This window comes from Streptomyces sp. NPDC059897 (assembly GCF_042730865.1).
In the GTDB taxonomy this organism is placed as follows: domain Bacteria; phylum Actinomycetota; class Actinomycetes; order Streptomycetales; family Streptomycetaceae; genus Streptomyces.
This window is the reverse complement of the sequence record NZ_JBHWKQ010000002.1, coordinates 282,430-303,515: the sequence shown is the minus strand read 5'-3', so window position 1 is coordinate 303,515 and position 21,086 is coordinate 282,430. Positions and strand designations below refer to the sequence as shown.

Here is a 21,086-nt window from a genome sequence, read left to right as displayed (position 1 = left end):
CAGCATGCGTGACGCAGTCATCGTCGATGCCCTGCGGACCCCCGTCGGCAAGGGCAAGCCGGGCGGCGCGCTCTCCGACATCCACCCCGTCGACCTCTCCGCCCACGTCCTCAAGGCCCTCGCCGAGCGCAACGGCCTCGACCCGGCCACCGTCGACGACGTCATCTGGGGCTGCGTCTCCCAGGTCGGCGAGCAGGCGGGCGGCGTCGGCCGCTTCGCGGTGCTCGCCGCCGGCTGGCCCGAGTCCGTGCCCGGTCTGACCATCGACCGCCAGTGCGGTTCCTCGCAGCAGTCCGTCCACCAGGCCGCCGCCGGGGTCATCGCCGGGCAGTACGACATCGCCATCGCGGGCGGCGTCGAGTCCATGTCCCGCGTCCCGATGGGCTCCACGCGCGCGGGCGGCCAGCTCGGCAAGCCGTTCGGCCCGCTCGTCGGCGAGCGCTACGACCACGTCGTCTTCAACCAGGGTGTCGGCGCCGAGATGATCGCCGAGGAGTTCGGGCTCACCCGCGCCGAGCTCGACCAGCACGCCGCCGACTCGCATGAGAAGGCCGCCCGCGCCATCGACGAGGGCCGCTTCAAGAACCAGATCACCCCGGTCCCCCTCGCCGACGGCACGCTCTTCGACACCGACGAGGGCGTACGGCGCGGCACGACGGTCGAGAAGCTGGCCGCACTGAAGACACCGTTCAAGGAGGACGGGGTCATCTCGGCGGGCAACGCCTCGCAGATCTCCGACGGCGCCGCCGCCCTCCTCGTCACCACCTCCGAGGTGGCCGCCCGCAACGGCTGGACGCCGCTGGCCCGCTTCCACACCGGCACCGTCACCGGCGTCGACCCCATCACCATGCTCAAGGGCCCGATCCCCGCCACCGCCAAGGTGCTTCAGCGTTCCGGGCTCGCCCTCGACGAGATCGGCGCGTACGAGATCAACGAGGCGTTCGCCTCCGTCTCGCTCGGCTGGCAGTGCCAGACCGGCGCCGACTACGCGCGCCTGAACCCCAACGGCGGCGCCATGGCCCTCGGCCACCCGCTCGGCGGCTCCGGCGCCCGCCTCATGACCACGCTCGTGCACCACATGAAGGACAACGGCATCCGCTACGGCCTCCAGTCCATGTGCGAGGGCGGCGGCATGGCCAACGCGACGGTGCTCGAACTGCTCTGACACCGCCCCGGGCCGGGAAGCACCTCCGGCGGGCGTTGCGCGAGCGGTCGGACGGGGGAGGAGTCGCACCATGACCGAACACACAGCCCCCGCATCCGATGCCGCCACCGCCCGCCCACCGCTTCCCCCGTTCACGCGCGAGACGGCCGCGGCGAAGGTGCGCCTCGCGGAGGACGCCTGGAACACCCGTGACCCGCAGCGCGTCGCGCTCGCCTACACGCCCGACAGCCAGTGGCGCAACCGCGCCGAATTCCCCGCAGGGCGCGCCGAGATCGTCGACTTCCTCACCCGCAAGTGGAACCAGGAGCTCGACTACCGCCTGATCAAGGAGCTGTGGGCGTTCGACGGCCCCCGCATCGCGGTCCGCTTCGCGTACGAGTGCCACGACGACGCGGGCAACTGGAAGCGCGCGTACGGCAACGAGAACTGGGAGTTCGACGAGAACGGGCTGATGCGCAGGCGGCTCGCCTCCATCAACGACCTGCCGATCGCCGAGGCGGACCGCAAGTTCCACTGGCCGCAGGGCCGCCGCCCCGACGACCACCCGGGCCTCAGTGAACTGGGCCTGTAGCGACGCTGCGGCTGCGCCCCCGGAACTCGGCGATCACCGACTCCCCGCGCGTCACCCGCACGTCGTACAGGCCGCTGCGGCCGAAACGGGTGACCTCGCGGGCGGTGGCCTCCAGCACGTCGCCCTCGTACGCGGGGGCGACGAAGGTGACGTCGGCGCCGGAGGCCACGGTGACGGGGCCCTCGCTGTTGCAGGCGCAGGCGAAGGCCGTGTCGGCGAAGAGGAACACGTAGCCTCCGTGCGCGATGCCGTGGCCGTTGACCATGGACGGCGTCACCTTCATCCGGAGCGCGGCGTGCCCCGGACCGTGCTCCAGGAGTTCGATACCGAGGAGCTGGGAGGCCAGGTCAGCGGCGAACATGCGCTCCGCGGGGCCCGGTTCGGCGGATTCCGTCACGCTGCTTCCCTCCCGCTCGGCCTGCCGACCGATCATTCGGTGTGTCGTGGGGCCAAGCAATCAAGGAGCGCACGGCCTGTCAAGGGTGTCCGGCGGGCCGCGGCGCCCGGTGTGTCCCGCGGGCGACATCCAGGTGAACGCCGAACCCGGGCAAAACGGTCCCGCGCCACAGCCGTGCAACAGCGCCCGCCCCGCGGACAACTCCCGCCCCACCCCGTCCATCGAACCGTGTGTGATGCACACACGCGCCGCGGCGGGACCGGTACCGCCCGGCGCAACTCCTCATGAACTGACCGAACTTGGAGTTGAACCGTGTCCGGAAACACCCTTCCGAAGCGGCCGGCCGTCCTCGCGGCGCTGCTGCTCGCCGCGGGCGTCCTGTCCGCGCCCGCCGCCGCGGCGCAGAGCGCGGACGCCGCACCCGGCGACGCCTACGTCCTGCACGTGACCACCAACCCGACCAGCACCGACTACGACGACCGCCGCGTCGATGTCACCGGCACCGTCACCAAGGCCGACGGCACCCCGGCGCCCAACATCCCCGTCACCGTCAAGGAGGTCGTCCGCTTCACCACCTGGAACCCGTGGGGCGACCCGATCGACCCGAACTACTACGAGCCGCGGGAACTGGGCACACCGGTCAGCGACGCCGACGGCAAGTTCAGCGTCCGGAACGTCAGCATCGACCACGAGGGCGCGAGCAGCCTGCTCAACGCCGAGCACGAGGTAGAGATCTCGGCCTCCTACGACGAGGACGGCGACCCCAATACCCCGCAGGACGGCTACTTCGCGGACACCATGGTCGGCGTCGAGACCCGGTCCAGCTCCGTCAGCTACCAGGTCAGCAAGCGGAAGGTGAAGGCGGGCGACATCCTCACCGTCCAGGGCCGTGTCACCACGCCCGAGGGAGTCGACCCCTACGACACCGAGGTCTTCTTGCAGACGTACTGGGAGAGCCAGTACGACGTGAAGACGACCACCGAGCACGACGGATTCTTCGTGATGTCCGTCAGGGTCGACAGGGACGACACCAAGTTCGTGCTGCGCACGGCCCCGCGCGACCTCTACGTGACCGGAGCGCAGAAGACGCTCCCGATCACCAACACCTCGGCCACCAGCGGCTGACACGCCCTGAAGCCCGCCCGCCCCGACCGCGACAGGTGCCGGGCGGGGCGGGCATGGCAGGCTTGGTCCGGCACACGGAACGGACCCCACCCCGAAGTCGAGGAGCGCGGCATGGAATGGCGTGACTTCGCCCTGAACATGGCGTCCATGGCGCGCGAGCTCCTGGCGCAGGAGTCCGTGGACGCGACGCTGCGCAAGATCACCACCTGGTCCGTCGACCAGGTCGAGGGCTGCGACGCGGCCGGCATCCTCGTCCTGCGCAAGGGGCAGGTGGAGACGCTGGCCGCCACCAGTGACCTCGTCGTCGAGAGCGACCGGCTCCAGGGCGAGGTCCGTGAGGGGCCGTGCTTCGACGCGGCCCGCACGGGGCATCCCGTGTTCCGCATCAAGGACGTCTCGACCGAGGCGACGCGCTGGCGCTCGTACGCCCCGCGCGCCCATGAACTCGGCATCGGCAGCATGATGGGCTTCCTGCTCTACACCGAGGACGAGGGCGACCTCGGCGCCCTCAACCTCTACTCCGCCGAGCCCGGGGCGTTCACGGAGGCCAGCGAGACCGCCGGCTGGCTCCTCGCCTCGCACGCCGCCGTGGCCTTCTCCAGCGCCCGCGAACACGCCTCCCTGCACCGCGCCGTGGAGACCCGCCACGTCATAGGCGAGGCGATGGGCATCCTGATGGCCGGCCACGACCTGAGCGAGGCGGACGCGTTCGCCGTGCTGCGCCGCTACTCCCAGGAGCACAACATCAAGCTCCGGGAGGTGGCCCGCCTGGTGAGTGAACGGGGCGGCCTGTGAGCCCTCACGGCCCGCCCCGTCGCCCTCGCCCGCTCAGTGCTGGATCGCCTTGACCTCCAGGAACTCCTCCAGCCCGTGGCTGCCGTACTCGCGGCCGATGCCGGACTGCTTGTAGCCGCCGAACGGCGCGTTCGGGTTGAACGAGCCGTCGTTGACCTGGACCTGGCCCGAGCGGATGCGGCGCGCGAAGGCGCGGGCGCGCTCGGGGTCCGCCGACCAGACGCCACCGGCGAGGCCGTAGGGCGTGTCGTTGGCGATACGGGCCGCGTCGTCCTCGTCCTCGTACGGCTCGATGGACAGGACCGGGCCGAAGATCTCCTCCTTGTGGATCACCATGTCGGTGGTGACGTCGGAGAACACCGTGGGCCGGACGTAGTAGCCGGTGGCCAGGCCCGGCACCGGGTCGCTGCCGCCGGTCACCAGGCGGGCTCCCTCGGCGATACCCCGGTCGATATAGCCGCGCACCCGCTCCAGTTGGGTCGCGGAGACGAGCGGGCCGAGCACGGTCTTCTCGTCGCCGGGGGCGCCGACCGTGATCGATTCGACGATCGCCCGGGCCAGCTCCTCGGCCTCCGTGAGGCGCTCGCGCGGCACCAGGAGGCGGGTGAGCGCGGAGCACGTCTGGCCGGAGTTGATCATCGCGGCCTGGACGGCCTGGGGGAGCGCGGCCCCGAAGTCCGTGTCGGGCAGCAGCACGTTGGGGCTCTTGCCGCCCAGTTCGAGGGCCACCTTCTTGACCGTGTCGGCGGCGAGCTGCGCCACGCGTTTGCCCGCGCGCGTCGAGCCGGTGAAGGAGACGACGTCGATACCCGGGTGCGCGGCGATGGCCTCGCCGACCACCGGGCCTGTGCCGCTGACCAGGTTGAAGACGCCCGGCGGCAGCCCCGCCGCGTCGATGATCTCGGCGAGCACCCACGCGTTCAGGGGCGCGACCTCGCTGGGCTTGACGACGACGGTGTTGCCCGCGGCGAGCGCGTAGGCGACCTTCGCGGCGATCTGGTGCAGCGGATAGTTCCACGGCGTGATCGCGCCGACGACACCGTACGGCTCGCGCACGATCGTCGTGGAGCCCTCCTCGCGCTCGAACGCGAAGGTACGGGCGACCGCCGCGGCCTGCGTGAAGCTGTTGACCGGCAGCGGCACCTGGATCGCCTTCGCGAAGGACAGCGGCGCACCCATCTCCGAGGAGATCAGCGCGGCCAGCTCGTCGGCGCGCGCCATCAGCCCGCCCGCGATCTCCTCCAGATACTTCGCCCGCTGCTCGACGGGCGTGTCCCACCAGCCGGGGAACGCCTCGCGGGCCGCCTCGACCGCCCGGTCCACGTCGGCGGGCACACCGTCAGGGACGGCGCCGACGATCTCCTCGGTGCTGGAGCTGATGACGTCGATGGTTCCCGGTCCTGCCGATGCGACCGGGCGGCCGCCGATGTAGAGCTTGCTGGTGTCGGGCATCTGCGGGTTCCCTCGGAGTGGTGAGCGGTTCGCGGACGGGGAGCGGGCGGGCCGAGGCCGGCCCGCCCGCATCGGTGGTGTGGTGGCTCAGTAGTCGGCGTCGGTGTAACGGACCACGCCGCGCAGGTTCTTGCCGTCCCGCATGTCCTGGTAGCCCTGGTTGATCTCCTCCAGGCGGTACGTGCGCGTGGTGAGCTCGTCCAGCTTGAGCCGGCCGGCGCGGTACTGCTCGAGGAGGCGCGGGATCTGGGTGCGCGGGCTGATGCCGCCGAAGATGGCGCCCTGGATCCGCTTCTGCATCAGCGTCAGGTCGAACAGGCTGACCTTGGCGTCGATCTGCTGCATGTCGGCGAGGGCCGTCGCGATGACCTGGCCGCCCTTGGCGGTCATCGCGAGCGCCGGGGCCAGCTGGTCGCCCTGGAGTTCACCGACCGTGAGGATGACGGTGTGTGCCTTCGCACCCCAGGTCAGCTCCGTGACCGGCCCCTCGGCCTCCTCCATGGAGGCGAAGGTGTGCGTGGCGCCGAACTCCCGTGCCTTGTCCCGCTTGAACTCGACCGGGTCCACCGCGATCACGAACCGCGCGCCGGCCGCCGCCGCGCCCTGCACCGCGTTGATGCCGATGCCGCCGACCCCGACGACCACGACGGTGTCGCCCGGGCGGGTGTCGCCGATGGAGACGGCGGAGCCCCAGCCCGTGGAGACGCCGCATCCGAGCAGTGCGGCCGTCTCCAGCGGCACATCCTTCTCGATCTTTATGACGGACGACTGGTTCACGGTCACGTACGGGGCGAACGTGCCCAGCAGACACATCGGTGTGACCGGGTCGCCGCCCGCGGTGAGCGTGCGGTAGGTGTTGTCGGCGATGGACTGCCCGGTCAGCAGGTTGGCACCCTGGTCGCACAGGTTCTGCAGGCCCTGCGAACAGGGGCGGCACACACCGCAGGCCGGGATGAAGCCGAGGATCGCGTGGTCGCCCTCCTCGACACCGGTGACGCCGGGGCCGACCTTCGTCACCACGCCCGCGCCCTCGTGCCCGCCGAGCAGCGGGTAGGTGGCGGCGAGGCTGGCGCCGACGCGGAAGTGTTCGTCCGAGTGGCACAACCCCGAGGCGGCCAGGCGCAGTTGTACCTCGCCCGCGACCGGATCGCCGACCTCGATCGGCTCGACCGTCCAGTCCTCGCCGGGCTTGTGGAGCAGGGCTCCCTTGGTCTGCATGCGCGTCCTCCCAGCTTCGGCAACACGGCCGCGCCCGACCGCGCCCTCGTCACCGACACCGGACGGCCGGACGGGGCCGGACACACTTGCCTCAAGCTAGGGCGGTCCACCGGCGTGCCTCCATGACCAAAGCGGACAACGCCGGGACAGATTCGGACACGCAGCCGGGTTGTGGCCGCCGAGATCGCCGTGCTGTCATGAACTCCCCTGACGGATGCGGGCGTTGGCAGCGTGAACGGCGGGAAACGGAGGGCCGGTCATGACCGTGTCGGTGGACACGACTGCCGCGCAGCCGGAGGTCATCGCCGAGGGCTTCACCGACTGGGACTTCCCGCGCGCCGCATCGGGCGTCGTCCTGCTGCTGGACTTCGCCGCGGAACGCGGGCTCGGCGCGGTCGACTGTCTCGCGGGCTCGGGCATCGACGCCGCGGCACTCGGCGACCCGCACCACCTCGTCGAGGCCTCCCAGGAGATCGCCGTCGTCCGCAATCTGCTGCGCGGCCTCGGCGACCGCCCGGGGCTCGGCATCGAGGTCGGAGCCCGCTACCACGTCACCACGTTCGGCCTGTTCGGCTACGCGCTGCTCAGCGCGCCGACGATGCGCGAGGTGTTCCGGTGCGGCCTTCGCTACTCGGCGCTCACCTTCGGCTTCGCCCGGCACAGCGCGGTGGTGGACGCGGCGGGGGACGTCCTGCACCGCATGGACGGCGGCCGGATCCCCGCAGACGTACGGCGCTTCCTCGTCGAACGGGACTGCGCGGCCAATATCGTCCTCGGCCGCCAGGTGTTCGCGGGCGGGCCCGCCGTCCCGCTGCGCCGCGTCGACCTCGCCTTCCCCGAGCCGCCGGGCACCGCGCCCGCCACCGTCCTGGACGCGCCGGTCCGCTACGGCGCCGGGACCACGGCCCTCGTCTACGACCACGACTTCCTCGACAGCCCGCTGCCGCACGGCAACCCGCACACCTCCCAGATCTGCCAGGAGCTGTGCGAGCGCCTCGTGGCGCAGCGGGCGAGCGGCAGCGGCGCGGCCCGCACCGTGCGCCGGCACCTGCTGGCAGGCGGCGGCCCCGACCCCGGCATCGAGCACATCGCCCGGCGCATGAACATCACTTCGCGCACCTTGCGCCGCAAGCTCGCCGCCGAGGGCACCACTTACCGGCGGCTGCTCGACGACGTACGGCTCACCCTCGTCCAGGACGGTTTGCGGCACGAGCGGCTGTCCGCGGCGGAGCTGGCGCACCGGCTGGGCTACTCGGAGCCGTCGAGCTTCATGCGGGCCTTCCGGCGCTGGACGGCGGCCGATTCCCAGCGGCCCGACGGGAGTTGAACCGGCAAGTGAGTCGGCAAGTGAACCGGAAGGCCCGCCCTGAACGAACGATCAATTCATCGCGTCGTACGTCTTGCTGCCGCCTCACGGGGTGACTTAGAAAGAGTCCACGGCCACCCACCGGCGTCCACGTCCATGCGAAAGGCGTCCCGTGTATCCAGGTGCCCATGCCCAGAATGATCCGCAGCGGCCCGCCGTCGTCATGGCGTCGACCGGCGAAGAGCTGACGTACGGGGAGCTGGACGAGCGCTCCGTCCGGCTCGCCCACGTGTTCCGGGAGGCGGGCCTGCGCCGCGGCGACGTGGTCGCCCTCCTCACCGACAACTCGATCCACGCCTACGAGGTCTACTGGGCGGCGGTCCGCTCCGGTTTCTACATCACCCTCGTCAACCACCATCTGTCCGCGTCCGAGATCGCGTACATCGTGGCCGACTCCGGCGCCGCCGCCCTTGTCGTCTCGGGCGCCCTGGCCGATCTGGCGCGGGACGTGGTGGTCCAGGTCCCCGCCACGGCGCGCGTGCGGCTCGCCTACGGCGGCGCCGTCGAGGGCTTCGACGACTACGCGACCGCCCTCGCGGCGGCCTCCGCCGAGACGCCCGCCGATCAGCCGCGCGGCGCCGACCTGCTCTACTCCTCCGGCACCACCGGCCGCCCCAAGGGCATCCGCCCCGAACTCCCGGACCGTCAGGTCGGCGAGCCGGGCGACACGCTCGTCGAACTCCTGCGCCTGTTCTACGGCTTCGACGAGCACGCCGTGTACCTGTCGCCCGCGCCCGTCTACCACGCGGCGCCGCTGCGCTACGGCGCCTCCGTGCACGCGCTCGGCGGCACGGTCGTCATGATGGAGCGCTTCGACCCCGAGGACGCGCTGCGCGCCATCGAGCGCTACCGCATCACGCACAGCCAGTGGGTGCCGACCCACTTCATCCGTCTGCTGCGGCTGCCCGAGAAGGTCCGCACGGCCTACGACCTCTCCAGCCACAAGGTCGTCGTGCACGCCGCCGCGCCCTGCCCGCCGGACGTCAAGCGCGCGATGATCGACTGGTGGGGGCCGAAGCTGTACGAGTACTACTCCGCGACCGAGGGCATCGGCATGACGCTGATCACCTCCGAGGAGTGGCTCACGAAACCGGGCTCGGTCGGCCGGCCCATCCTCGGGCAGCCGAGGATCTGCGACGACGAGGGCCGCGTGCTGGCCGCGGGGGAGACCGGCACGGTCTACTTCGCACGGGAGGGCGACGGCACCTTCGAATACCTCGGCGACCCCGGCAAGACCAAGGGCGCACAGCACCCGGAGCACACGGACTGGGTGACGCTCGGCGACGTCGGCCACCTCGACGAGGACGGCTACCTGTTCCTCACCGACCGCCGCACCTTCATGATCATTTCCGGTGGGGTGAACATCTACCCGCAGGAGATCGAGAACGTCCTCGCCCTCCACCCCGACATCACCGACGTCGCCGTGATCGGTGTCCCCGACCCGGAGATGGGCGAGGCGGTCAAGGCGGTGGCGCAGCCCGCGCCGGGCGTGACACCGGGCCCGGAGCTGGAGGAGCGCCTGATCGCCTACGTGCGCGAGCGCATCGCCCACTACAAGGCGCCCCGCAGCGTCGACTTCGTGGACGAACTCCCGCGCACGCCCACGGGCAAGCTGGTCAAGGGAAAACTCAAGGCCCGCTACGCCGCGCCGGGACCGGCATGACGAGCGGCGTCGGACCCGCGGCCGAAGCCTGGCTCGCCGCACACGTCCCCGGCATCGCCCCACCGCTCACCTTCGACCTGGTGTCCGGCGGCCGTTCCAACCTCACCTACCGGGTGACCGACGCGACCGGCACCGTCCGGGCGCTGCGCAGGCCGCCCACCGGCGGAGTCCTCAGCACGGCACACGACATGAGCCGCGAATGGCGCTTCCTGACGGCCCTCGCGCCCACAGAGGTGCCGGTGCCCGCACCGCTCGCCTACTGCGCCGACACCACGGTGAGTGGGGCGGAGTTCTACGTCATGGACTTCGTCGAGGGCACGGTGGGTGCGGACCGGGACGCCGTCGCGGACTGGCCGCAGGACGCCCGGCGCCGGGCGGGCACGAGCCTGGTGGAGGTCCTCGCCTCCCTGCACCGCCTGGACCCGGTCGAGGTCGGACTCGGCGACATGGCGCGCCCGCGCGGCTACGTGGAACGCCAACTGCACCGCTGGCAGCGTCAGGTGCACCGCTCCGGCGCCCCCGACCTGGCACTCCTCGACACGGTCCACGACGCGCTGCTCGACCGCGTACCGCCGCAGTCGACGGGCATCGTTCACGGCGACTTCCGCCCGGGCAACCTCTCCTTCGCCCCCGACGGCACGGTGGTCGCCGTCTTCGACTGGGAACTGGCCACACTGGGCGACCCGTTGGCCGACCTCGGCTGGCTCGTCTCCACCTGGGAACAACCGGGCGACACGGCCCCACCCACGACGGCCGGCCCGAGCGCGGCTCCCGGCTTCCCCACCCGCACCGACCTGATCGACGCCTACGCGAAGGCCTCCGGCCTCGACGTCTCGCGCCTGCCGTACTACGTGGCGTTCTCCCGCTGGCGCTCGGCCTGCATCGGCGCGGGCGTCGCGGCCCGCTTCGCGGCCGGGGTGATGGGCGAGAACGAGCTGCCGGTCGAGGAGCTGAAGCGGCAGGTGCTGCGGCAGAGCGAGGCGGCGTACGAGGCGGTGGGGGCGCTGGGCCGTCCATAATGGGCAGCGCCGTACCGCCTGACATCGAGGGGTGAGGAAGTGCCGGTCACGGGTCAGCGTGCGTGAGGCGGCCGGTCCCGGCCGGCCGCGCTCATCGCACGTCCTCCGGCGGCTCCGGCCACGCCGGGAGGGTGTCCTCGTGGTCGGCGAGGGTCGTCGGGAACTTCGCCGGGCGCTTCTCCAGGAAGGACATCACGCCCTCGGCGGCGTCCGGGCCCTGGCCGAGCTTGTGGATGGCCGCCGAGTCGAGGCGGTGCGCGTCCCACGGCGATGCGGCGCCGAGCATCGACCACATCAGGCGGCGCGAGTGGGCGACCGAGACGGCGGAGGTGTTCTCGGCGATCTCGGCGGCCAGCGCGTACGCCGTAGGGAGGAGGTCCGCGTCGGGGACCACGCGTGAGACGAGGCGTCCGGTGAGGGCCTCCGCCGCGTCGAAGACCCGGCCCGTCGCCACCCACTCCATCGCCTGCGAGATCCCCACCACTCGCGGCAGGAACCAGCTCGACGCCGCCTCCGGCACCAGGCCGCGGCGCGCGAAGACGAAGCCGAAGCGGGCGGACTCGGCGGCGATCCGGATGTCGGCGGGCAGCGTCATCGTCGAACCGACGCCCACCGCCGGGCCGTTGACCGCCACCACGACCGGCTTCACGCTGGCGGCGATGCGCAGCGCCACACACCCGCCGCCGTCGCGCGGCACCCCGTCGATGGTGCCGAAGTCGGCGCGCCCGCCGGCCCGGCCGGCGGCATCGTGGTCGAACGTGGCGGCGCCGCCCGCCAGGTCCGCGCCCGCGCAGAAACCGCGCCCCGAGCCGGTGATGACCACGGCCCGTACCTCGTCGTCCGCGTCGGTCAGGTCGAATGCCGCGATGAGTTCGGCGGCCATGGTGTGCGTGAAGGCGTTCAGGCGCTCGGGCCGGTGCAGGGTGATGGTGGCGATGCGGTCGGCGACCGCGTAGCGGATCTCCGTGAAGTCGGTTGCCGTGGCGGCCTGTTGGGCGTCGGTCATGCGGGGGTCCTCAAGCTCTCTGTGCCGTAAGGGAGTTGTCAGATGTCGGTGAAGCGCGGCGCCCGTTTCCCGAAGCGGGCCGCCACCGCCTCGACCTGGTTCGGGCTGCCGATCAGCGCGCCGATCTCCTTCTGTTCCTCGGCGAAGCCGGTCGCGAGATCGGTGCGGCCCGCGAGGTCGAGGAGCCGCTTGGACGCGCGGACGGCGTGCGGGCTCTGCGCCGCGATCCGGGCCGCCGTCTCCAGCGCGGCGGCCAGCGGATCGTCCGCCGTGTACGTGGCGAGGCCGATGCGTGCGGCCTCCTCGCCGCCCACGATCCGTGCGGTGAAGGTCAGTTCCTTGGCCACGTCGCGGCCCACGAGCTCGGGCAGCAGCTGCGTGCCGGTCATGTCGGGGACGAGCCCCCACGCCACCTCGAACACGCTGAGCCGGGCGTCCGGCGCCACGATGCGGATGTCGGCGCCGAGCGCGACCTGGAGCCCGCCGCCGAGCGCGTTGCCGCGCAGCGCCGCGATCACCGGCACCGGCAGCTCGGCCCACACGTACGCGGCGCGCTGCCCGGCCGCCTGCGCGGGCCCGTCCGACGGCGGCAGCGCGGCGAGCCCCGACAGTCGCTGCCCGTCGCGCATCGCCTGGAAGGACGTGAAGTCCAGCCCGGCGCAGAAGTCCGGCCCCTCACCGGACAGCACCACGGCCCGGACGCCCTGCTCGGTCTTCAGCCGCTCGCCCGTGGCGACGAGCGCCTCGAACATGGCCGGGTCGAGCGCGTTGCGTTTGTCGGGCCGGTTGAGCCGGACGTCGGCGACGCCGTCGGAAACGGTGACGGTCACCCGCTGTGCGGTGTCGTCGGCGGCCTCTGTGCTGGTCATGCGCGTGCTCCCTCGGTTCTTGTGCCTACGGGTTCGGGGTGGCGCTCATCGTGCGGGCTGCGCCGCGTACGCCGGGTTGGCGACCGCGAGCCGGTCCGTGACACCGCCTCGTACGGCTTCGAGGACCGCCGGGTCGCCGGGGTCCACCGTGCCGTCGCGGACGGCCTCGGCGAGGGCACGGTCGTCGGCGAGGCCGAGCGCGGCCAGACGGCGGGCGTGGGCCCCGGCCTGGAGCGGCGCGAGCAGCGCCTCGCGGCGGGCCACGGCCACGGCGTTCGCCGCCACCTTCGACAGGAAGCGCAGCCGCGGATCGCCCGCCGTCTCCTCGGTGAGGAAGGCCTGCACGGAGCGCAACAGCGCGTCGGCGCCGGGCCGGTCGTGCGGGGGAGCGGCGGTCGTGTCGTCGCGGCCGGCGAGCACATCGGGCAGGGGGCCGGGCTCGGTGACGCCGAGCGCGAGCAGCAGGTCGTACTCCTGCTCGCACACCTTGCGGCCCAACACGGCGTACTCGACGGACTGTTCGGCGCCGGACAGGAAGCGCTCGGCCTGCATGCGGCACAGCATCGCCCAGCGGAGCGTGCCGTACACCTCCCACCAGTGCAGCTCGTCCTCGCCCGGACGGGTCCCGGAGGCCTCGGCGTACCCGGCGAGCAGTTCCTCGCGCGGTCCGAAGCCTCCCACCGGTTCGGCCGAACCGAACCGCCAGGCCTTCACGCACAGCCAGCCCAGATCCTCGACCGGATCGCCGAGGTGGGCGAGCTCCCAGTCGAGGACGGCGCGCACCCCCGTCTCGTCGACCATGAGGTTGCCGTTGCGGAAGTCGCCGTGCACGAGGCGGCAGGGTCCTGTGGTCGGCGGGCGGTGCTCGGCGAGCCAGTGGAAGCCCAGTTCGAGCGCCGGGCGCGGATCGTTGAACTGCCGGTAGAGGTCGGTGAGTTGGTCCAGTGGGTCGGTCGTCGGCAGGTCCGGGACGGACGCGACCGGGATCGCGTGGATGCGCGCGAGGATCCGGCCGAGCTCGCGCGCCAGCTTCGGGCGCACCGCCGCGAACCGCTCGTCGCGCAGCAGGCGGCGCGGGATCGTCTCGCCCTCGACGCGCTCCATGAGCAGGCAGGCGCGCCCGAGGGCCGTGCTGTGGTCGACGAGCCGGGGCACCGGCACCCCCGCCTCGGCGGCCGCCGCCAGGGCCGCGGCCTCCCGCGCCATCACCTCGGGGTTCGGCCTGGCCGGCGGGTCGCAGCGCAGGATCAGCGGGTGCGGGCCGCCGTCGGGAGCCGTGGCGTCGAGGGAGAACGTGTCCCGGCTCGCGCCACCGGAAAGCCGCCGCCAGCCCTCGACACTCACGGCCCCGCCCCACAACTCGCCCAGCCGGGCCCGCAGTTCCTCCCGCAGCGGATCGCTCACGCGGGCAGCCCCGCCCACGGCGCCCTGCCCACGTCGGCGAGCAGCTTGCGCGCGACGACCATGCGGTGCACCTCGTCGGGCCCGTCGTAGATGCGGGCGTAGCGGGCCCGCCGGTACATGGCCTCCAGCGGTGTGTCGGCGGTGACACCGAGCGCGCCGTGCACCTGGATGGCGCGGTCCACGACGTTGTGCAGCACCTGCGCGCCCCAGAACTTCACCATGCTGATCTCCAGGCGGGCCTGCCCGCCCTGGTCGTAACGGCGCGCCGCGTCCAGCGTCATCAGGCGGGCGGCCTGGATCTCGGCGGCCGACTCAGCGATGTAGCGCCGGATCTCGCCCTTCTCGGCGAGCAACGACCCGTGCGCGTAACGCGTGTTGGCGCGCTCGACCATCAACTCGAAGGCCCGCTGCGCCTGCCCGAGCCAGCGCATGCAGTGGAAGATGCGGCCGGGGCCGAGGCGGCGCTGCGCGATGGTGAAGCCCTCGCCGCGCTCGCCGAGCAGATGGTCGGCGGGAACCCGTACGTCGGTCAGGCGCAGTTCGCAGTGGTCGCCCTCGGTGTCGCCCATCGTCTCCAGGACCCGGGAGATCTCCAGGCCCGGGGTGCCGGCCGGGACGATGATCGCGGACACGGCGGCGTGCGCGCTCGCGGCGTCCTCGTCCGTGCGGGCGAAGACCGTCGTGAACGCGGCCCGGCTGGCCCCGGTCGTGAACCACTTGTGGCCGTTGATCACCCACTCGTCGCCGTCGAGCACCGCCGTCGTCGCGATCCGCGTCGGGTCGGAGCCCGCCACCTCCGGCTCGGTGAGCCCGACGCTCGGGCTGATCTCCGCGTTGACCAGCGGCTTCAGCCAGCGTTCGCGCTGCGCCCGGGAGGCGTACAGGTCGAGCATGATCGAGTCCTGCATGGTGTACGTGCCGACGGCCAGCTGGCCGTACTCGGAACGCCCGATGATCTCGTTGACCAGCGCGAAGTCGTACAACGGCAGCCCCTTGCCGCCGAGTTCGGCGGGGTGGCCGAGGATCCACAGGTCCAGCTTCTTCGCCCGCTCCTGGAGCGCGGCGAGCGTGGCGCGGGCCTCGGGGGTGCCGCCGCCGAGCGCCTTCTCGGCGGGGATCACCTCGTCGTTGATGAACGCGGCCATCCGGGCACGCAGTTCCGTCAGGTCTTGGTGTGTCGCTTCAGGCATGCGGATCTTGATCCGTCCAGTCGGGGAGCGTCGGGGGAGTCCTGTCAGTCGCGGGCGGCCTCGCGCAGCCGCACCTTGAGGACCTTCCCGGCGGCGTTGCGCGGGAGCGCCTCGATGACGACGACCGAGGTCGGCTTCTTGTACGAGGCGAGCAGTTCGCGGCAGTGCTCGGTGATGTCCGCCTCGGTGGGCGGATCGGCGGGATCCTTCGGCACGACGTACGCGCGCGGGGTCTCCACCCACTCGGGGTGCGGCACGCCCACGACGGCCACCTCGGCGACCTTGGGGTGCTGGTCGATGACGGCCTCGACCTCGGCGGAGTAGATGTTCTCCCCACCCGAGATGATCATGTCCTTCTTGCGGTCGACGACGTAGATGTAGCCCTCGTCGTCCATCCGGCACAGGTCGCCGGAGTGGAACCAGCCGCCCTCGAAGGCCGCGGCGGTGGCCTCGGGGTTGTTCCAGTAGCCCAGCATGAGGTTGCCGCCGCGGTAGACGATTTCGCCGACCTCGCCCACCGGTACGTCCCGCATCTCCTCGTCCACGATCCGCGCGTCGACGTGCCGCACCGGCTTGCCGACGGAGCCGAGCTTGCGCACCGCGTCCTCGCCGTCGAGGTAGCACGTCACCGAGGCCATCTCCGTCTGGCCGAAGGCGCTCCTGATGACGACGCCGGGAAACGTGTCGTTCATCGCCTCCAGGACGGAGGGCGGGGCGGCGGACGCCCCCCAACTCAGGCTGTTCAGCACGAGCTTGCGGTCCCGGATGCCCGGCACCTCGCAGATCGCCTTCCACTGGCTGGGCACCAGGAAGCAGCTGGTGATCCGCTCCCGCTCCAGCAGGTCGACCGTCTCCGCCGCGTCGAAGCCGACGGTGGCGCCGATGACCGTGCAGGTGCCGTAGAGCATGGAGGCGACGACCGAGTCGACGCCCGCGATGTGGAACATCGGGATGTTCAGCAGGCCGCGGTCGGTCGGCTTCGGCGCCTGGACCTCCACCATGTGCAGGGTGTTCACGATCAGGTTGAGGTGGCTGAGTACGGCGCCCTTGGAACGGCCCGTGGTTCCCGAGGTGTACATCAGGAACGCCGGGTCGTTCTCCTCGACATCGGTCTCGACGGGCCCGTCGTCGTACGTGTCACGCACCGCGGTGAGGCTTTCGGTGCCGTCCGGGGCCTCGCCCTCCCCGAGGTGCAGCACCCGGCAGCCGGAGCCGGCGAGGCGCCGTGCCTCCAGGCCGAGTTGTGCCAGTGGCTCGTCGACCACGAACACGGTCGGTGTGCAGTCGCCTAGGACATGGGCCACTTCGGCGGGCACCAGACGGAAGTTGACCGGCACCGCGATCGCGCCGAGCCGCAGCGCGGCGAACCAGACCTCCACCGTCTCCGTCCGGTTGGTGGTCAGTGCGGCGACCCGGTCGCCCGGTCCGACACCACGCGCGGCGTAGGCGCGCGCGAGCCGGTTCACGCGCGCGTCGAGGGCGGCATACGTGATCTCCCGGTCCCGGTGCCGCAGGGCCGGTGCGGTGGGCGTGCGCCGGGCCTGGCGCGCCAGTTGGTGGGCGAGCGAGAGACGGCGACCGGCCCGCAGGGCGGCGTCGGGCGAGGGGGCGGGCGGTGCGGTGGGACCGGATGTGTCAGGTGCGTCAGTGGCTTCAGTTGCGTCGGGCACGAAGGACACGGGGCTCCCGTCGACGGCTGCCGGACGGCCCGGGTCACCCTGGCCGTGGCGGCCTGTGCGGGGACCCGATCCAGGACTGATCGAACGTTAAAAGGCCCGCGGTCCCACGACAACCCCCGCGGCGCGAAACGGGGTTGTTCCGGCCGGGTTCGCCGTTGCCGCGGGGAGATGCTGATCGGTCGTTAAGGTGCTGGGGGCGGTGTCGCGGTGCGCCGCAGGACCAGGAGGGTCGCGTCGTCGGAGCGGTGCGGTCCGTCGAGCTCGCCGACGACGCGCTCGGCGTACTCGTTGAGCGCCTCGTGCCCCGCGCCGGGGGCTTCGCCGCGCAGGCAGCGCTTCGCCGCGTCGAGAAAACGCTGCGTGTCGAGGTCGGGATCGCTGTCGCGGCGCTCGGTCAGCCCGTCGGAGTACATCAGGACGAGGTCGCCCACGCGCAGCGCCGCGTCCGCCGCCGTGTACGGCACGCCCGACAGGACGCCCAGCGGGAGCCCTGGCCCGCCCTCGGGGTCCGGCAGCTGGCGGACCGCGCCGTCCCGCACGAGGACGGGGCGCGGGTGACCCGCGCAGGTCCAGCGCAGCAGCCCCTCCTCCGGGTGGTAGCGGGCGATGATCGCGGTCGCGGTGGACTCGATGCCGTCGGCGCAGGCCAACTCATTGAGCCACTCGGTGAGTTGCTCGACGCGCTGCTCGGTGTAGGCGAGGCCCGCCAGCGCGTATCGGAGCTTCGCCATGAGGGTGACCGCGGCGAGGCCGTGCCCGCGGGCGTCGCCGAGCGCCACGAGGAGCCGGTCGCCGGGGAGTCTGCGTGCCTTGTACCAGTCGCCGCCGACCCCGGCCTCCCGGGCGTCGGGCCGGTACACGGCGGTGGCCTCGAGTCCGTAGGCGGCCAGTTCGTCCTGGAAGTGGGGGAGGACCGCCTCGCGCAGTACGCCCGCGACCTCGGCGACGGCCTCGGCCCGCTCGCGCTGGCGCCGCGCCTCGCGTTCCGCGCGCTCGGCCGTCGCGCGGCGGCGCCGTTCGGCGGTCACATCGGTGAGCACGGCCCGCAGCGCCCACACCAGGCCGCCGGGGGCGATCCGCACCGGTTCGGCGGTCATCCGGACCACCCTGTCACCGGCCCCCTTCAGTCGCAGCTCGCAGACGGCCGTGCGTTTGCGCAGGATGACGTCGTACAGCGTCCGGTACAGCTCGGGCAGGCTCTCCGGGGTGACGGCCGTCGCCAGCTCGGCCAGGGTGGGGATGTCCGCCTGCCCGTCGAGGCCCAGCACCCGGCGGAAGCCGCGCGACGGGTCGACCCCGCCGTCGCCCAGGTTCCACTCCGCCCAGCAGGTGCGCACCAGCTGCTGGGCGGCGGCCGCCATGTGCAGGCGGTGGCCGCGCTCCCAGGTGATCAGGAGGTGCTCGCCGCACGGGGCGACCCGGACCTGGTCGTTGATCCGCACCGGGCCGTGTGACGTGGTCACGACCCATTCGATCAGCGTGGGCCCCTGCGGGGCGCGCTCGCGCAGCGCGCCCGCCAGCATGTCGGGCAGCGGCGTCCCGGTCAGGGACGGGAACCGCTCGAACAGCGACACGGGACCCTCCCAGCGCGGCAGGCCGCCGTGCGGGAGGCGCTCGGTGGCGTAGCTGCGGGCTGCCGCGTTCTGGGCGACGTAGAGGGCGTCCTGGATGCGGCCTTCGTCGTCCCGGAGCGGGGCGACCAGGAGCGCGGGCGCGGGCAGGGCGTCGAGGACCTCCCGGCTCGTCGGCGCGGGCGGCAGCGGCGAGGACGAGACGGTGGCGGACAGCGCGCCCTCGTCGTGGCCGCCCTCGCCCTGTCCCTGCTCCTGATACGACTCGGCGTACCGCCTGATCCGCCGCCGCTGGGCCGCCAGCAGCTCCCTGATCGACCGGAGCGCCAGGTGGGTGCGGGCGTCGGGCACCGCTGAGGTGGCGTCCATACGGGCGGAGTGCCTCCTGTGCGCGACGTGGCCAGTGCCCATCAGCCTCGGTGGCCGGGCCGGTGCGGGCCAGTCCGCCTACGCCACACGGTGGCGTGCCGCCTGAGCTGCGAGGTTCAGGCGGCGACCGACAGCGGGCGCTCGACCACCGAGTCCAGGAAGAGCAGCACCGTGAGCAGGGCGCCGCTGGCCGCGGGGCAGATCCCGTAGCGGACCATCTCCTCGTCGAGCTCGGACAGCAGCCGGCCGCCCTCCTCGGTGCCCGAGCCGCCCGCGGCCAGCACCGCGGCGGCGTCCTGCCGGATCAGACGCACGGCCAGCGGGCCCTTGTCCTGCGCGACCCGGACGTCGTCGACGGACGCGATCAGCGTGAGGAGCGCGTCGAGCTGCGCGGTCTCCTCGGGGACACCGCGCGTCCGTGCGGCGCGCAGCTCCGGCAGGGCGGCGAGGGCGGTGGTCAGATGGCGCCGCTTGTCCTCGGCGCGCAGGGCGCGGTAGCCGTCGCGGAAGTCCCCGGTGGGCTCGACCCGCGCGTCCAGTTCCAGGGCGCGGCGACAGGCGTCGTCGGCTTCCTCCGCCCCCTGCGCCCAGGCCGCCGACAGCAGGCACAGCGAGCGGGCGGCGACGTCGAGGCCGTTGAGGGAGGCGACGTACGGCACCTGGCGCTGCGCGTCGGCGCAGGCCGCCGCGAGCCGGTCCAGGTCCAGGTCGCCCCCGGCGAGGGCGGCGGCGCGGAACGAGCCGTGCAGGCCGACACCGGCGTCGACGAGGGCGGAGAACACGGTGTTGGCGGGGGTCTGCGCGGTCCGGCAGTCCGGAAGCCCCGGCTTCGGCGTCAGGAACACCGCGCGGGTGAAGGCGGCGACGGCGAGATCGGCGAGACGGTCGGCGGTGACGTTCGGGGTGCTGGCGAGCATGCGGTGTCGCTTCCACTGGACGGTTGGACAGGGGTCGTCCTCCCCGGGCCTAAACGCGCAAACCGGGACCAAAGTCCTGTGTGCGGGAGGTCGTGCGGCCCTGAATATCCGCGAAAGAACTGACCTTTTAACTGGTGCACACATGTCTACTGAGCCACTGCTAAGGTGGCCTTTATGTCCGAAATATTCACTAACTCCCCTGAGGGGGAGGGCGGTTCACCCCCGACCACAGAGGACGTCCTCGCCGCGCTGTCCGGGGCCCGCGTACTGCTCGCGGACCGTGACGTCGAAGGTGCCGCATCGGCGGCGGCGCGGGCGCTGCTGGCGCAGGGAGCGGCGTGGGTCCACACCGTCGGGTCGCCGCAGGACTTCGTCGAGGCGGGGCAGCGTCCGCCGGACTCCGGGGCGGACTGGGACGTCGCCGTCTGGGACACCGGGCTCAGCGGAAGCGACGACGCGCTCACCGCCTTCCTGCTGCAGTGGCACACGCGGCACCCGCACGTCCCGGTCGTGGTCACGGAGGAGACGCCGAACACCAGGCGGGGCGGGGCCGTGCTGCGCGGCCGGGCCGCCGACATGGTGGAGCGGCACGACCGCGACGGACTGGTGGCGGCCGTGGCCCGCGCCCTGCACGAGCGGCCCGACCCGGCCGAGGCCGCCGAGCCGCGCAGCCGCGTGCACATGCTGGTCGTCGGCGCCCACCCCGACGATGTCGAGATCGGGGCCGGGGGCACCATCCACCGCAGGGCCGACGAGGGCTGGGACGTCACGATCCTGACGCTGTCCCGCGGCGCGGGCGGCGGCGACCCCGATGAGCGCCGTGAGGAGGCCCTCCGCGCGGCGACGGCCATGGGTGCCCGCCTGGTCATGGAGGACCTGCCCGACGGCTCCATCGCCGACGACAGCCACACCGTCAGGACCATCGAGCGGACCGTGGCCGACACCCGGCCCGACGTCGTCCTCGTGCACTCCGACAGCGACACCCACCAGGACCACAGGGCCGTCCACCGGGCGACGCTCGTCGCCAGCCGCCGGGTGCCGCGCGTGGCCTGCTACCAGTCGCCGTCCGCGACCGTCGCCTACCGCCCCAACCGCTTCGTCGGACTGCGCGAGGGCGACCTCGACGCGAAGCTCTCCGCGATCAACGAACACCACTCCCAGGCCGCGAGCCGCTGGTACCTCGAAGAGGACCTGCTGCGCTCCACCGCCCGTTACTGGGGCCGCTTCTCGCAGGCCCGGTACGCAGAACCTCTGGAGGTCATCCGCGATGCCACTCCGCTCGGCTTCTTCCCCGCGGACCATGTCTGAGC

The 21,086-nt window shown here is 72.5% G+C and carries 18 protein-coding genes; 8 read left to right on the top strand and 10 right to left on the bottom strand.

Annotated features, from left to right (window positions below; all coding sequences use genetic code 11):
• Nucleotides 1-4: 4 nt before the first annotated feature.
• Both ACFV9W_RS04110 and ACFV9W_RS04105 read left to right on the top strand, forming a co-directional pair.
• Complete coding sequence (locus ACFV9W_RS04110) at nucleotides 5-1,165, top strand: thiolase family protein (protein ID WP_385755372.1); 1,161 nt, start codon at nucleotides 5-7, stop codon at nucleotides 1,163-1,165.
• A 70-nt stretch (nucleotides 1,166-1,235) separates the two neighbouring features.
• Entirely contained in the window at nucleotides 1,236-1,736 is a 501-nt protein-coding gene (locus ACFV9W_RS04105; protein ID WP_385755369.1) for a DUF1348 family protein, read from the top strand.
• Here ACFV9W_RS04105 and paaI read toward each other — a convergent pair.
• Nucleotides 1,717-2,097, bottom strand: a complete 381-nt coding sequence (gene paaI / locus ACFV9W_RS04100) for a hydroxyphenylacetyl-CoA thioesterase PaaI (RefSeq protein WP_385755525.1) — start codon at nucleotides 2,095-2,097, stop codon at nucleotides 1,717-1,719. The genes ACFV9W_RS04105 and paaI overlap by 20 nt on opposite strands.
• A 348-nt stretch (nucleotides 2,098-2,445) precedes the next feature.
• Between paaI and ACFV9W_RS04095 the strand changes: the two genes are divergently transcribed.
• Entirely contained in the window at nucleotides 2,446-3,258 is an 813-nt protein-coding gene (locus ACFV9W_RS04095) for an acyl carrier protein (RefSeq protein ID WP_385755368.1), read from the top strand.
• 111 nt (nucleotides 3,259-3,369) lie between these two features.
• Entirely contained in the window at nucleotides 3,370-4,053 is a 684-nt protein-coding gene (locus ACFV9W_RS04090) for a GAF and ANTAR domain-containing protein (protein ID WP_385755366.1), read from the top strand.
• A gap of 33 nt (nucleotides 4,054-4,086) precedes the next feature.
• On the opposite strand, the gene ACFV9W_RS04085 is transcribed toward ACFV9W_RS04090, so the two are convergent.
• Together ACFV9W_RS04085 and ACFV9W_RS04080 are read right to left on the bottom strand one after the other, a co-directional pair.
• A complete protein-coding gene (locus ACFV9W_RS04085) occupies nucleotides 4,087-5,505 on the bottom strand; it encodes an aldehyde dehydrogenase family protein (RefSeq protein ID WP_385755365.1) in 1,419 nt (472 codons plus the stop codon).
• Nucleotides 5,506-5,592: 87 nt separating this feature from the next.
• On the bottom strand, nucleotides 5,593-6,723 hold the full coding sequence (locus ACFV9W_RS04080; protein ID WP_385755364.1) for an NDMA-dependent alcohol dehydrogenase: 1,131 nt from the start codon (nucleotides 6,721-6,723) through the stop codon (nucleotides 5,593-5,595).
• A gap of 259 nt (nucleotides 6,724-6,982) precedes the next feature.
• On the opposite strand from ACFV9W_RS04080, the gene ACFV9W_RS04075 reads away from it, so the two are divergent.
• From ACFV9W_RS04075 to ACFV9W_RS04065, 3 genes are all read left to right on the top strand, one after another.
• Nucleotides 6,983-8,050 carry an AraC family transcriptional regulator gene (locus ACFV9W_RS04075; RefSeq protein WP_385755362.1) on the top strand — a complete coding sequence of 356 codons (1,068 nt, stop codon included), beginning with the start codon at nucleotides 6,983-6,985 and terminating at the stop codon, nucleotides 8,048-8,050.
• Nucleotides 8,051-8,201: 151 nt separating this feature from the next.
• Nucleotides 8,202-9,752: an acyl-CoA synthetase gene (locus ACFV9W_RS04070; RefSeq protein WP_385755360.1), complete on the top strand. Its 1,551-nt coding sequence runs from the start codon at nucleotides 8,202-8,204 to the stop codon at nucleotides 9,750-9,752.
• On the top strand, nucleotides 9,749-10,771 hold the full coding sequence (locus ACFV9W_RS04065; RefSeq protein WP_385755358.1) for a phosphotransferase family protein: 1,023 nt from the start codon (nucleotides 9,749-9,751) through the stop codon (nucleotides 10,769-10,771). The genes ACFV9W_RS04070 and ACFV9W_RS04065 overlap by 4 nt, the downstream gene beginning before the upstream one ends.
• Before the next feature lie 91 nt (nucleotides 10,772-10,862).
• Here ACFV9W_RS04065 and ACFV9W_RS04060 read toward each other — a convergent pair whose 3' ends face one another.
• The 7 genes from ACFV9W_RS04060 to ACFV9W_RS04030 form a co-directional block, all read right to left on the bottom strand.
• The gene (locus tag ACFV9W_RS04060) at nucleotides 10,863-11,777 is read right to left on the bottom strand and encodes an enoyl-CoA hydratase-related protein (RefSeq protein WP_385755356.1); all 915 of its coding nucleotides are present in this window, start codon (nucleotides 11,775-11,777) and stop codon (nucleotides 10,863-10,865) included.
• Nucleotides 11,778-11,815: 38 nt separating this feature from the next.
• Complete coding sequence (locus ACFV9W_RS04055; RefSeq protein WP_385755354.1) at nucleotides 11,816-12,646, bottom strand: crotonase/enoyl-CoA hydratase family protein; 831 nt, start codon at nucleotides 12,644-12,646, stop codon at nucleotides 11,816-11,818.
• Nucleotides 12,647-12,691: 45 nt separating this feature from the next.
• Nucleotides 12,692-14,050 (bottom strand): phosphotransferase family protein, encoded by a 1,359-nt coding sequence (locus ACFV9W_RS04050; RefSeq protein ID WP_385755352.1) that lies wholly within the window; start codon nucleotides 14,048-14,050, stop codon nucleotides 12,692-12,694.
• The gene (locus ACFV9W_RS04045; protein ID WP_385755350.1) at nucleotides 14,047-15,240 is read right to left on the bottom strand and encodes an acyl-CoA dehydrogenase family protein; all 1,194 of its coding nucleotides are present in this window, start codon (nucleotides 15,238-15,240) and stop codon (nucleotides 14,047-14,049) included. The genes ACFV9W_RS04050 and ACFV9W_RS04045 overlap by 4 nt, the downstream gene beginning before the upstream one ends.
• 44 nt (nucleotides 15,241-15,284) lie before the next feature.
• Complete coding sequence (locus tag ACFV9W_RS04040; RefSeq protein ID WP_385755349.1) at nucleotides 15,285-16,910, bottom strand: AMP-binding protein; 1,626 nt, start codon at nucleotides 16,908-16,910, stop codon at nucleotides 15,285-15,287.
• 191 nt (nucleotides 16,911-17,101) lie between these two features.
• Nucleotides 17,102-18,859: a PP2C family protein-serine/threonine phosphatase gene (locus ACFV9W_RS04035; RefSeq protein ID WP_385755347.1), complete on the bottom strand. Its 1,758-nt coding sequence runs from the start codon at nucleotides 18,857-18,859 to the stop codon at nucleotides 17,102-17,104.
• Nucleotides 18,860-18,975: 116 nt separating this feature from the next.
• Complete coding sequence (locus tag ACFV9W_RS04030) at nucleotides 18,976-19,776, bottom strand: triphosphoribosyl-dephospho-CoA synthase (protein ID WP_385755345.1); 801 nt, start codon at nucleotides 19,774-19,776, stop codon at nucleotides 18,976-18,978.
• 174 nt (nucleotides 19,777-19,950) lie between these two features.
• On the opposite strand from ACFV9W_RS04030, the gene ACFV9W_RS04025 reads away from it, so the two are divergent.
• Nucleotides 19,951-21,084: a PIG-L deacetylase family protein gene (locus ACFV9W_RS04025; RefSeq protein ID WP_385755343.1), complete on the top strand. Its 1,134-nt coding sequence runs from the start codon at nucleotides 19,951-19,953 to the stop codon at nucleotides 21,082-21,084.
• Nucleotides 21,085-21,086 lie beyond the last annotated feature (2 nt).